General features: G+C 53.7%; 15 protein-coding genes. All 15 read left to right on the top strand.

Annotation, left to right across the window (positions count from 1 at the left end; translation table 11 throughout):
- Positions 1 to 139 precede the first annotated feature (139 nt).
- Positions 140 to 1561: a hypothetical protein gene (locus VQ067_RS31145; protein ID WP_223198330.1), complete on the top strand. Its 1422-nt coding sequence runs from the start codon at positions 140 to 142 to the stop codon at positions 1559 to 1561.
- Between the two features lie 174 nt (positions 1562 to 1735).
- Positions 1736 to 2635, top strand: a complete 900-nt coding sequence (locus VQ067_RS31140) for a ParA family protein (protein WP_010792594.1) — start codon at positions 1736 to 1738, stop codon at positions 2633 to 2635.
- Positions 2636 to 2682: 47 nt separating this feature from the next.
- The gene (locus VQ067_RS31135) at positions 2683 to 3834 is read left to right on the top strand and encodes a ParB/RepB/Spo0J family partition protein (RefSeq protein ID WP_223198331.1); all 1152 of its coding nucleotides are present in this window, start codon (positions 2683 to 2685) and stop codon (positions 3832 to 3834) included.
- 611 nt (positions 3835 to 4445) lie between these two features.
- Positions 4446 to 4583 (top strand): hypothetical protein, encoded by a 138-nt coding sequence (locus VQ067_RS31130; RefSeq protein ID WP_153274579.1) that lies wholly within the window; start codon positions 4446 to 4448, stop codon positions 4581 to 4583.
- A 342-nt stretch (positions 4584 to 4925) separates the two neighbouring features.
- Positions 4926 to 6164, top strand: coding sequence for a DUF7146 domain-containing protein (locus tag VQ067_RS31125; protein WP_010792592.1), 1239 nt, complete (start codon positions 4926 to 4928; stop codon positions 6162 to 6164).
- Between the two features lie 469 nt (positions 6165 to 6633).
- Entirely contained in the window at positions 6634 to 6774 is a 141-nt protein-coding gene (locus VQ067_RS31120) for a hypothetical protein (RefSeq protein WP_019439024.1), read from the top strand.
- Between the two features lie 71 nt (positions 6775 to 6845).
- Entirely contained in the window at positions 6846 to 7796 is a 951-nt protein-coding gene (locus tag VQ067_RS31115) for a PD-(D/E)XK nuclease family protein (RefSeq protein ID WP_010792591.1), read from the top strand.
- A gap of 62 nt (positions 7797 to 7858) precedes the next feature.
- The gene (locus VQ067_RS31110) at positions 7859 to 8356 is read left to right on the top strand and encodes a hypothetical protein (RefSeq protein WP_010792590.1); all 498 of its coding nucleotides are present in this window, start codon (positions 7859 to 7861) and stop codon (positions 8354 to 8356) included.
- A gap of 619 nt (positions 8357 to 8975) precedes the next feature.
- Entirely contained in the window at positions 8976 to 9272 is a 297-nt protein-coding gene (locus VQ067_RS31105; protein ID WP_010792588.1) for a hypothetical protein, read from the top strand.
- Positions 9273 to 9318: 46 nt separating this feature from the next.
- A complete protein-coding gene (locus tag VQ067_RS31100; protein WP_010792587.1) occupies positions 9319 to 9492 on the top strand; it encodes a ribosome modulation factor in 174 nt (57 codons plus the stop codon).
- Positions 9493 to 9572: 80 nt separating this feature from the next.
- Entirely contained in the window at positions 9573 to 10010 is a 438-nt protein-coding gene (locus tag VQ067_RS31095) for a hypothetical protein (protein WP_010792586.1), read from the top strand.
- A gap of 158 nt (positions 10011 to 10168) precedes the next feature.
- Positions 10169 to 11290 carry an AAA family ATPase gene (locus VQ067_RS31090; protein ID WP_010792585.1) on the top strand — a complete coding sequence of 374 codons (1122 nt, stop codon included), beginning with the start codon at positions 10169 to 10171 and terminating at the stop codon, positions 11288 to 11290.
- 11 nt (positions 11291 to 11301) lie between these two features.
- On the top strand, positions 11302 to 12123 hold the full coding sequence (locus VQ067_RS31085) for a hypothetical protein (RefSeq protein WP_010792584.1): 822 nt from the start codon (positions 11302 to 11304) through the stop codon (positions 12121 to 12123).
- A 131-nt stretch (positions 12124 to 12254) separates the two neighbouring features.
- Positions 12255 to 12512 (top strand): hypothetical protein, encoded by a 258-nt coding sequence (locus tag VQ067_RS31080; RefSeq protein WP_010792583.1) that lies wholly within the window; start codon positions 12255 to 12257, stop codon positions 12510 to 12512.
- Between the two features lie 167 nt (positions 12513 to 12679).
- Positions 12680 to 12895, top strand: coding sequence for a hypothetical protein (locus VQ067_RS31075; RefSeq protein WP_010792582.1), 216 nt, complete (start codon positions 12680 to 12682; stop codon positions 12893 to 12895).
- Positions 12896 to 12897 lie beyond the last annotated feature (2 nt).

Here is a 12897-nt window from a genome sequence, read left to right as displayed (position 1 = left end):
CCCTACCCTCGAATTTGGGCACTCCGTTTCCATTATTACGACAGAAGCCATTGTTATGGCCCTGCCGAACCTTGCCGACCATCCTGCGGGTAGCCAGAGGCCGAAGGTATAATTTCGCATGCTAAACCGACCATTCCCGGTGCCAACTCTGCTGGCTATCGCTCTGACGGCAGTGTTAGCCGGTTGTACCTCCACCCATGAGCCGGTGGAGCTAGCTTCCATCGAGCCTCAATCCCAGTACGATCAACGTATCCAGGATGGTCTCGGTAGCCAGAAGTACACCGAATCGCAGATTCTCTACATGCGCCGCCTGAACGAGTTCAAGGATCAGATTGATTCGCTCGAAAAGCAAAAGCAGGCCTTGGAGGCGTCGCTTTCTACAACAGCCTACGAACAGGATCTAGGCTCGGGTAAAGCTCCCTCAACTGAGTCGAGCCGGATTGAAGAGTTCCAAGCGGCAACCCAGGCCTCACAGGCCCGGGTTGCTGAAGAGAATTCAAAGGCGGCCATACGCCAGTCCATCATTGAGAATGACCGTGACCGCGCATTACTCGAGGCTGAGAATCGAGCAATGGCTGAGATTGAGCAGTTGAAAGCTGCTGATGCAGCCAAGCAGGCCGATCTGGCGAAACTGAAAGCTCAGCTTGCGGAACAAAAGGCGGAAAGCTCCCGCACTCTTGAGAAGCAACGCTTTGCAATGGCGGTAGCTAACGCGGACGCTGAACGGCGAGCAGCAAATGCGGTTGTTGAAATCAATAACCAGATTAGTGAGCTGAAAGGGCAACTCTCCCAGCTTGAGACGAAATTGGCAGCGGCTCAGAAAGAGCATGAACGATTGGCTGATCTCTCCCGTCAGCTGCAGACACCTGTGGCGGTAACAGCAGCAATTACGGATCAGCCTTCGCCTGAGATCGGGAGCTTAACAGAGAGCCGAATCGCCGAAATCAAAGCACGACTCGCGCGTGAGAAAACTGAAATCACCGCCAAAGCCCGGACAGAGGTAGCGGCCTTGACGGCCGGCGCTGAAATCAAAAAGGCTACAGTCGTGGCCCCGGTCGTCACTGGTCGAGCGGTCTACGCAGGCTCCTATGGTGAAAAGCCAACCACCTACGCCAAGGTTGACGACAAGCCGGTCAAACAAGATGCGAAGCCTCTGGCTATCGCATCCAAGCAGGCACCAGTAGTAACTGTGGCCAAGTTCGAGCCTAAGATATCTCCGGTTGTGATTCAGAGGGGCTCAGATGCTGGTAGCGCGGTGCTTGCCGGCGGCCCTGTGACATCTTCAGTACAGTCCCCAGCACCGATCGTAGTATCCCCAAAGTCACGTGTGATCTACGACGTCCTCTACGTTTATAAGGATGAAGGTAGCTGGCAGAAGTTCCAGCGCTACCTGGAAGCTTACGGGATCAAGGATTTCGAACCGGTACACAAAGGGAGCACGTACTACCTTTACATGGGGCGCTTTTACGACAAGCTCGCTGCAGCGAAGCGCGTCGAGTATTTAAACCGCACGACCAATACCAATCATGCGACCGTGCACCCGCAAGAGGTGCCGATGTAACGCCGGTTTAGCATGCGAAACTCAGTGAGAAGGGGCGAGGGGATTCGCCCCTTTTTGTTTTTAGATTTCGCAATGCGGTCGCCGCCATGAAAAAAAGCTGCAAAGCAGGTGTTTTGACTTGAAATGGACTGCAATGCGGTTAGAGTGGACTCCATTGCAGACAAGGAGCCTCACATGGCCGCAATCCCGTTCAAGAAGAGAAAACTGCTCGCCGACGTCCATGCTGTTACTAACCAGAAGGGCGGCGTAGGCAAAACGACGATCGATTTCCATTGGCTGGTTTACTTGGTAGAGCAGGGATACCGCGTGCTGGGTATCGACCTGGACAGCCAAGGCAACTTCTCCAGTCGACTCGCGCCTGATTCCCGCAATGGAGGGCTCCGCAGCGCGCATCTCTTCAAAGAAGAACTGCCTGATCTCAAGCCCCTCCAGACGGCACTCGGCGCCGACTTGATTTATGCCCTGAACAAAGACGATGAGTTGAGTTCAGTAGAGCAGATTGGCTTGTCGGCGGTAGGTCCCTTTGCCAAGCACATCCAAAAGTTGGCAGAGGATTACGATTACATCGTAATCGACACCCCACCTACCAATGGGGTGCGGATGATTGCGGCATCTGTGGTATCGGATCACATCTTTGTACCTGTGGAGCTGGCGGCGTTCGCTGTAGATGGCGTGATTTCTCTAATCGAGACGTTCGATATGGTCGGGCCGTTGTTCGGCACTCAGATCACTCCTACTGGGATCATCTGCAACAAATACAACACTCGCGTGAACGCTCACCGCGAGTCGTTGGAGGACCTGCGAAAAGTAGTTGGTCCCAAAATTCTTCAAAACAGTCTCTCGATCCGAGGGGCAATTGATACCGCGCTGCGCCAATGCAAGCCCGTTTGGAGCATGCGAACCAATGGTGCTGAGCGTGAGACCGGCGTAGAAATGATCAGGCTGATGGAGGAAATGGCGCACCGAGCAGGCGTAGAAATCACGCCTGTGGTGATCGCACCGAAGGTGCCTCGGAAGAAAAAGCCGGTAAAGAAAAAGAGCCAATCGCGCGCTAAGAAAGTGGGGGCAATCTAATGGCTAAGACATTAGACCTAGGGAGTTTGACTCGACTGAATGACCTGATGGACCTTGGCCGGGCCGCACAGGAGAATCAGATTATTCTCCTCAGCGTAGATCAGATCGAAGTCAAACCTCAGGTGAGGAAAGACTTCAAGGAGATCGAGGAACTGGCAGCTAGCTACGATGACGAAGGGCAGCAAACCCCCATCATCGTTGGTCCGATGAATCCTGAAACTCAGAAGTACCCCTTGAAGAAAGGCGGTCGTCGCTATGCCGCTGCGGTACTTCGCCCAGGCTTTAAGCTGAAAGCTATCGTTGACGGCAAGAAACGCACGCCGGCCAAGGAGATCCTCTCGCAGCTGATCGAAAACGAGCAGCGGCAAAATCTCAACCCCTATGAGGTTGGTCAAGCCTTGGCTGAAGCCAAAGCTGAAGCTAAGGCTGCTGGGGAGCCCCTGTCCAACCAGGACTTGGCTACCTACATGGGGAAAAGCGAGACCTACATCTCCATTCATTTGGGACTCGCAGACCTTCCCGAGGAACTGGTTGACCTGATCAAAGGAGGCATTACGAGCGACAGCGAAGTCTTACGGGAAATGAAGCAACTGAAGAACCTTCAGCCCGAGACGTTCACTGCATTCATTGAAAGGGCAAAAGCGGAAGGCTCCATCAGCAGGCAGCAAGTACGTGATGCGGTCAGAGCAGCAAAAGGCAAGACAGTGCCCACGAAAGCTCCTCCGGCACAAGAACCGCAAACTGAACACCAAGCTGGAAAAGTCGGGCATCCAGCTCAAGATGGGGTAGGGAAGGGTGGTAATTCTTCTCAGGCGAACCCTCCTGGTCAGACCGACCAGTCCCCAGTTTCGCATGCTAAACCCGAGGGGCAGTCAAAAGCCCAGGGCCAGGGCGAGACAAATACGCCAGCAGTTGTAACCACCCCTTCGCAGGAACAGGGGCCGGCCGCTGCGCCGAATAGTTCTTCGAAGAAGAATGGTAAGGGATACATACCGATTACTGCGGAGCGTCAGGTAATCGGTATCAAGGTTGCACTGGACAGTGCGGTAGCGTCCGGGTATTTGATGAATGATCGCGTCAGCGAAGATCCTTCCAAGGCATGGTGCATGCTGATGATCGGCGGATCACAACAGCCCAAGCAGATAAAGGTGGATCAGATCGATATCGTCAGCGTCGCAGCGATGGAGACCGATGGCTGAACTAAATCTTCAGTAGGGGAATAGGGCGCTTCAAGCAATTGAGGCGCCCTTTTTCATTTTGGGACACGGCGTACTTGAATGGCGGGGTAGGGCGACCTATCGTGAAGGCGTTTTCTCGTGATCTCCCGCTGTTGGTGAACTCACTGATAGCTGATCACAACCCGCCCCCGCCTTTGAATTCAAGGGTTGTGGTGGGAGATTGGTTCAGTGACTGTATTCAGTCGCCGTTCTGATCATCTCGCTTCAAGGTGAACCTGGTGCTTTTCACTTGGTTCATCGTTTTGCGATGTTCCAGGTGCATTGCATCTTGATCATCGTGATCTACCTGCTTCACGTTCTTTAACAAGTCAGTGTCGCGTGAGTTCGTAAAGGACTTCACTCTGCGATTTTGCGTTTTGGTGTGAACACGCCCATTCGCCAATTTTGCTGAGCTGGTTGCTGCGTTGTGGTGACATTCGCTCGGTTTGGTGTTTGGTGTGTGCCCCCTTGGCCTCATCATTCGCTATTCCGTCGCAGAGTGTTTTCTAAGCAAATCTCACTCGACCCCTAGGGCGATCCACATCGCCTTCGGGAGGGTAGTGGTCGTCTCAATTCACATTGAGGACCACGACATGAAATATGCACTCACCTTTGCCTTTGCGCTTTCTGCTGCTCTCTTCCTTTTTCAGGGAGATGATGCGCGAAACACAATGACGAAGGTCCAACACGACAGATGTGCTTCCTTTGAAGCTGCTGGAGTTGAATGCTGATCTCGTGCCCTATGACTTAGTCAAGGGCACCCCTAATACAACCTTTGCAGGCTGTATTAGAGGTGCCCTAGACAGATGAGACGAAAGGCCCGGCGCAGCGATGCACCGGGCCTTTCTGCATTTGTAGACTTCATGTCCTTGATTTCAGCTGGGGGCCTCCTTAGCGTTGGAGGTGATCTTTCCCCCAGCTTTCGCATGCGAAATTCCGCACGGATGTCTGGAGAAGATTCCAGTCCCAGAATTCTGGAGCTGGGTTCTTTAAAAACTCGCGCTCGCGCAATTCCCACCCTTAGGGCAAGCCATCCCTAAGGGGACGTGGCTGCCTTGCAATTGGAGGTAGCTATGGATCGTCAAGACGACAATCGTCCGAAACTGTCTGAGGAAGTCCTGGAGCTGGTGAAGAGCAACGGCGGTTGGCTTAACGTGATCCCACGTTTGACTAGCTCGTTCGATGCTGCACTCAAGAACCATGGACATCTGGTCGACTGCCCTTTCCCACACCGTCACCGGAATGGGGGAGGGAAGAGTGATTTCAGATTCTCAAACAAGCCGGGCTACGAAGACCGCGCTATCTGCTCCTGCTTGCAGGACGGTGGCCGGGACCCAGTAGAGCTTCTGATCCTGGACGGCGTCGGTCGCAACTTCACCGACGTAATGTTCAAAGTCAGAGATGCACTAACAAACGGCAAAAGCTATACCCGTAAGGTCACTCCTGTAGTGGTCAATTCACGGGCTGGCATAAGTCCGGAGGATGAGCAGAAGCGGAAGGCGAAGCACATCAAGACTGCAGAAGGTTTGATCTCGCTAACCCACCCGGATGCTCTTCCTGGCCGTTTGTACTTTCAACACCGCGGTATCCCGCTTAACAGCAACCTTGGTGACGTGAAATTCCACCCGGCCCTCGAGTATTACGAAACCCGTAAGAAAGATGGTCAGGTTGTGAAGGAGCTCATCGGTCGGTTCCCGGCCATCGTGTCGGCGTTTCGGAGCAGGACTGGTCGAGTGGTGAATTTCCACAAGATCTACCTGACTCCGGATGGTCATAAGCTGGAAGGTGTCTCGAAGGTGAAGAAAATTGATTCCCCGTTGTCTGGCTTCAAAGGAGCGTCAATCCGAGTAGCAAACGTTGAAGGTTGCAGGACGCTGCATGTGACCGAAGGCGTAGAGAAAGGATGGGCAATCCACCTGGCAACAGGCGAGTCTGTTCGAGTAGCGCATGCCTGCACCACTCTGGCGACGTTGTTTGTCGATCGTGCTGAATTCGATAGGGTAGTTATCTGGTCTGATAACGACCCATACAACGAAGCACGTGGGAAATATGGCGATGGACAAACCTTTGCGTGGAAGCTCTTTATTGAGCTGATGCGTAAAGGGTTCGAGGTGGCCTTCATGCTGCCCGATGTGATTCACACTCCTGGAGCCAAGGGCCAGGATTGGGAAGATATCATCGTGGTTGAGAAGGTCGTTGGACAGCCATTGCCGCAACGCTTCCACCTCCTGCGTGCGAAAGCATGCGAAGGTGGGATCTTCATGGGCTTCAAGCCAGTCAACGCAGATGGCTTGCTCAGTGCCTGTGCGTGAGCGCTCAAGAAACCCCGGTCCAGCTTTTGCTGGTCTGGGGTTTTTTTTCGCATGCTAAACCCAGAGTAGCTTTGTTTCGACCTTGGACATCTTGACTACTAGGATGTGCTCGGCTAAAAAGTGTCTGTCCCATTTGCCTTTCTCCGAAAGAGCAAACCCAGACTACGTTGGTGAATTCACCGAGGTTTTCTGGGGTGCGACTCGATACTCGAATTCGAGTTAGATGAGCACAGACATTGTTGGAACAGACTGGACGATCGTCTGATCAGTCCACAATCTCGAGATACCAGGCATGTCCTTTGCTCCTGCAAGGTAGACGTGTTCCAGGAACGTGTATCTCCCCGCCATTTCGGTATGTGTGTTCGCACGCTAACCAGTCAAAGGCACCCTCCAGCTTCAATGCTTACCCCTGCACGGGATCTCTTCGCGAGCTTATTCCCGGTGCAGCGGGGATATAGGAGGAAACACCATGACAGGCCAAGTTGAACTTCTCGAAGCTCCATCCTTGTGGCAACAGCCGGAAGGTGAGCAATTGGAAATTGCGCAAGGGCGTTTTTTCCGTGGAGAGGATGACCAACCTGAAAAAGAATCTGAAGTCGTAGACTTCTAAACCATTCAAGAACCCACGAGGGCGACAAGATTGCCCTCGGGTAGTCGTGTGCGCCTAGAAAAGGTGATCGCATGACTTCGTTCGTGAATCCGCATTACATCTTCAATCCACTCCCGGATGAAGTAGACATAACGCTGTCTCCAACGCAGATCATGAAATCCATGGTTTGCACTCGGCTGCTGGGGTACTACCGAGCTCGTGTAAAACCCGAGGCAACCCCGCTCAACCTACTGTTCGGCTCAGCCTTGCATTGGGTGATCGAAGGGTTCGTCAAGGGATACATTCCAGAGGAGGAAATGGCCACTCAGTTTATTAACAAGTTCGAAGGTTTATCCGACGGAAAGTTGATAAGCATGGCCAAGTCTAAGTCTCGGGAAACAGCAGAGGTTCTTGGTAAACAATTAGCTGCAGGCTTTCCGTCTTACTTCCGTAATCTTGGCCTCAAGCCACTGATTATTGAAGGACAGTTCAAGTTGAAAATCGCTGAGCGTACCTTCATCACGCTAGTAATCGACTTTGTCGGTGAATGCACAAAACCAATATTCAACCCGAAAGGGGAGATGTTGGCTGATGTTGGCGACGTCGTGATCTTGGACTGGAAAACCGCTGCACAGCCTGAGGGTGAGTTGTTTTCCCGATACGGGTATCAGCTGACCTACTACTGGCTGGCAGTGAAATTAGCATGCCAGCAGTTGGGAATCAGAGAGCCAAAGCTTTGTGGTTATGCCTCAGGGCAGAAGCCCAACATCACGAAACCGGACTCCAAATCAGTTGTGAACGCCATCTGGCATCCAGTCCACTGGGTAAAACGGACGGCGGCCGACATTGAGGAAGCAGTGGAATATGCCCGCGTAGTTGCCAAACGGCTTCGCGCAGGTGAGTTTTTCCGTGCCCCTCATATGGCCTACGACTCACCCTGCGATAGTCACTCCAAACGGTGTGACATGGCGGGGCTATGCCTCGAAGGTTGCTTGTCGGGATACAGCGTTAAAGCAGGTCTGACACTTGCAGACCTAATCTGAATTTAAACAACCCTGTGGGGCAAAACAGCCCTACGGGGCTGGTGCGCCCTCGAGGAGGCTACATGCGTGAGTCTTATCGAATGGAGCGCTACGCTCAACGTGCTGTACGAATTCGCCGTGACAAGGAAGCTGAGGATCTCGCCAGTCGTAAGATTGGTGATTTCCTGATGCGGAATTACTTGGCCGAAGGCGCCTTACTAGCTGAAGAGTTTGGGAGGGTGTCGTACCACGAGCGTTTACAGCTTATTGCCAACTCCTCTGAACTCATCATGAGCTCCGACGGGGAGGAAGGCATCAATGTGGTATGGGGCTCGAATAAGCAGGTACTAACGCACAGGTTGCTGTCTCCGAGGATTCGGAGCGACTTCCACGGTGCGCATTACCTCGGTTCGTGGTCCCGCTCGATGCCCAAGTGGAAACACAATGAGCTTCGAGATGAAATCAAAGCCAAGTTAGAAGCCAGAGTTAAGGACCGAGTTGAACTGCGTAAGCAGGGCATGCTCGACTTCTCTCTGGATACTGACGATATGCCACCGCTATTCCTCCAACCGGAGGGCTAATTTCCAGCCCTTTCGGGCCGGAAGTTCAACACTTCCGGCGGGACGCCCTGGTCGTGTTTCACATAACACGCGACGGCGTAACTTTGGAGGCAACATGAGCTACATAAAAAACCTGATGGTCGTGATCATCGCGTCCATCATGGGTGCTTCTGCCTCCTCCCTGTTCGTAGGATGGTCTACTAATGAACTTCGCATAGTCTTTGTGGTTTCCATATTGATGACTGCACTCATTACGTTGAACTCAACGGCTCAGGGACGGAAGAAGCGTCCTAAAATGAAGCCGACGCGCACGGTAAAACGTAAATCGCGTCGGGCAAAGAAGCGTGCACGTAGCCCCTAGGTGAGTAGAGGATCGAAAGAATCTCTTATTACTCATCGCGAGGATGCGACCATGTCTTTCAGTGTGACTCTCGGAATCCTGTTTCTTGCATTCGCAATTTACTGGGGTTGTGACTACGTTGAGCGCCGGCGTGCCGGTGGCGACGTAGCTGGTACACGAAGCAGCACGCCATAAATTCCATGGACATACCCTGGGGGTGAAATTCCCCTTAGGGATGATCACCTCTGGGGTTAGGACAGGAGAAAAACCATGAACTAACTAAACTAGAAGGTGAATACCATGAAAACCAAAAAATCCAAGTTCGTTTCTAACCTAAAGCTATCAGTCGGGTTCGCCCTGTATGTTGGCTGCGGGGGAGATATACCAGCACCAAAAGCAATTGTTCCGATGATGTATTGGTCGGTGATCATTGCCGATTACGTGCTGCGGACAACGAACATAATTCGAAAATTGCTCAAACCGATTCTTCTCCACACCCCACTGGGGATGGCTTTCCTCGCTACGAGGTTTGCCCTGGATCTGGCCCTCGCGGCCTGTCATGCGGAAATGAAGCACATCGGAAAACCGGCCCGGTGATCGGGTTTCGGGTGGCCATCACCCGGATTTCGGGAAGGAGCATTCAATGAAGGCGTTTCAACAAGGCAAAGAAGCATATCGTTCGGGCAACTCCAACCAATCCAATCCGTACCCATCCATGTCCCAAGAGGGCAGGGCATGGGCAATGGGCTGGTTGGTAGCGAAAGAACCAGGCAACTGGGACGACATCGCACGCCTCTACGACGACCAACCAGGCTAAGCCAGGTCGGACCCTCCCGACCTGCAGGCGGGAGTGAACTCTTCAATTCTCCCGTCTGCAGCGGGTAGGAGCTTTTAGCAATGCAACAACGCCAATACAGCGACAACGAACTGTTCGGGATCATCCAGGAAGTCTATTTCGGGGCAACCAGCTGGGAGCAAGGCCGTCAGGCTGCGCTACGAGGCCGGACCTTATCTGACAACCCTGAAACTCCCGACACCATCTCCTACGACGAGTGGAAGAAGGGGTTCGTTCATGGAGCCGTCTACGACGTTCCTCAGTCAGAGCAAATCGAAGAGATCGTGATGGTTGGCATCCTGCCGGTCATTGAGGTCCAGGTATTGCCAGCACGCTCCTTCTGGGCCGTGCTGAACAACCTGCAAATCGATCTGCATCTCTCGGTTCCCGAGCTGGCTCGGAGAATCGGACTCGCAGAAGAGCGACTGTGCGCTGGGATGATCATGTTCGGGTTTTACGACTCGGATGCGATCCCCATGTACGACCGCGTAGCCGTCTAATAACGGGCCCCTTAGGGGCTCTCCTTGCTCTGTGAGCTGGACCAAACATCCAGCTCAGTGCTGGGTGTTTGCTCGAGGTCACCGATCTCACAACACCCGGCTCCGCGCCCGGGTGTACATCTCAATGCCCCGTGCGCGGCGGGTGCGAGGAAATACAAATGAACAACGTAGCCAAGAAGAACATCACCGTCGAAGAGATCAAAGCCGCTCACATCCAAGCTGTCACCAGCCAGAAGTTCGAGCCGGTAATGGTCCACGAGCTGTTCGGCTTCTCTACCCCTCTGAAGGGTTTTGAGAAACCGATCCCGGTACCGGCAGAGCGTCATCCGCTTTCGCCGAGTGTCGACAGCAATTACGTGTTCAATGAGAGCCTGGTTCGCCGGGTTCTCCTGAGCATGGCGACGAAAGACTCCATCATGCTGGTAGGCGAGAAGGGGACCGGTAAGTCCTCCCTCATCAACCAGATCAATGGCCGTCTTAACCGTCCGTCAATCGCAATCAATGCCGGCCCCGGTGTTGATGAAGGTTACCTGGTAGGGTTCCGTACCCTTGGGAAGGACGGTGTGAAAAGTGTTGATGGTGTGCTGAGTTATGCCTATCGCCATGGGCTGAGCTGCACCATCGACGAAATCTGCAGCCTGAATCCCGGCGTGCTTCTCAGTCTGAACGACATCCTCCAAGGTGATGAGGTCGTGACGCTGAAACACCACGGGATTGACCCTGAACTGGACCCGAGGGAACTCCTCGGCCTCGAAGGTGGGATGAACATCGTTCGTCACCCGTCGTTCCGGCTGTTCGCAACCGATAACACTGGTGGTAAGTCCTCGCGTGATCCCCGGTATGCCGGCACGAAGGGACAGAACGCTGCAGTACGTAGCCGCTTCACCTCCTTCAAGGCCAACTTCATGTCGGCTGAGAAAGAGATGGCTGCTCTGCATGGTCTGAACACTGGAGTGGATGATCTCAACATCCAACTGATGGTTGAGTTCGCGTTCCGGTTCCGTGTTGCGTTTTCGCAGGAGGAGGCGTTCGACAACATCTCCTTCCGTGAGCTCAAACGCTGGGTTACCAAAATGGCTCTGTATGATGATCTGGATGAATCCTTCGTCGACGCTATCTACGGCAACCTCGAAGAAGCGGACCAGGCTCTGGCCCGCGAACTCTTCGATGAAACCTTCGATCGCGACCTCGTACTTCCGGAAGAGTACACCACCTCGGTGGCGGACCAGCTGGATGCGCTGACGAAAGCTGCGGTTAGCAATGCGGCTCAGATAGCGTAAGGAGGTAGGTGATGTTCTACCTGACGAACGATTCGGGACGTTTCATCGCTGTACGTGGGGACGTGAATACGTTCCTCGTGACAGTGTGGGAAGGTTCAGTCATGCGAGGTGTTTCCGGTAAGAAGGAGTTGCTCTGCGGAACAGCGGAGGAAGCCTGGGAGCATGTTTGTGCCCAGGTTGCCGACGCTCGAAGCAACGGCTATTCGTCGCAGCCAATCGATCATTCCCCCGTGGAACTCGATGCAGCCCAGTCGATAGTCGCTGAGTTTGACCTCCTAAGCCGGGGAATCTATGTCCGTGTCAAAAGCTGCACTGCAGAGCAGTTCAATGAGGGGCTTGCCCACTTAGAGAATGTAGTTCGGGTGCTCATCGATGCGGGTCATCCCCTAGCTTTCAGGATGGTAGGCAATGAGTTTGAAGTCGCTTTGAACGGGGCTTCGATTCGTAAAGGCATCGCCTCGGTACGGGACTGGGAAACCATGTCCCCGAAGGGGCGAGAAATTTTCGAGGAAAGGGGCTTTATCGACAGCACCAACCTGCTGCCAAGCGGGAAGGGGTTATGGCGATTTAGAACCCAAGAGTCGGTTTTGGATGTCTGTGCACGGGCTTTTCTTGCCGAGCTCAACAAAGCCGGAGCCGAGTTCTCGGTAACGAGTGACTCTGACTACACCCTCGATTTCCAGCGACCGTTCCAACGCCAGTCCGTTCAAGAAATGGACTGGTACAAGACGTTCCCTGGCCTTCTGAAGGTGCTTGAAGATGCCAGTCTACTAGGTGGCTCCAGGACCAAGGTTTCGGTGCCCACCAACATCGGTATGTCCCTGTTCCTATAACTAGGCCCCATGGGCCTCCCTCCTTGTGAGCTGGACAAATCCGGCTCATGCCGGGTTTGTTCTAACGAGCCCGGCACCGCGCCCGGGCTTTTTTCTACATTGCCCGTGCGCGGCGGGTGAGAGGTAAGACCATGAAAATCGCAATCGCGAAACTGGATGCTGCTCTGGATAAGTTCTGGATTGGCGTTGTGCTGCATGCCTACCACCGTTTGATGAGTGCGCATTACCGCCGTAAGGCGGCGCGCCTCGCCCAAAAGGTTCAAGGCCGTGCAAACGAGATCCAAAACCCCGCCTACCAAGTGCGGGCCAAAGATCAGTTTTTAAGCCATCGCCACCAAGTCCTGCGTCATGACTTGGAAGCAAAATTGATCCGCGGGGAAACCTGCTGATCCATGCGGACTGCCCCTTCGGGGGCAGTCACTCCGCTCAGTGAGCTGGACCAACAATCCGGCTCACAGCCGGGTTGTTGTTCGAGGTCATTGATCTCAAACCACCCGGCTCCGCGCCCGGGTGTTCATCTCGATGCCCCGTGCGCGGCGGGTGCGAGGAAATACCCATGAACCTGATTCAGAAAGCAATCAAAGCAGCAAAAGACAAAGTCCTGCTCAAGTACCACCGGGTTGCCGCTCGGATGTACCTGAAACGGGCCACGTACGTTGCAGACCAAGTGATCTACACCCGCTTTAAGGTCCCCACTCAAGCACTTCGTGTGCTGCGAGAGAAGGCCAATGAGCACGCCCAGAAAGCCTACGCAATCCGGAAGGGAGTCTGATC

The organism is Pseudomonas sp. KBN12P06040 (assembly GCF_037574965.1).
Taxonomy (GTDB): domain Bacteria; phylum Pseudomonadota; class Gammaproteobacteria; order Pseudomonadales; family Pseudomonadaceae; genus Pseudomonas; species Pseudomonas aeruginosa.
Note: the sequence above shows the minus strand (reverse complement) of the source record. Positions and strands in the feature narration are given on the sequence as shown.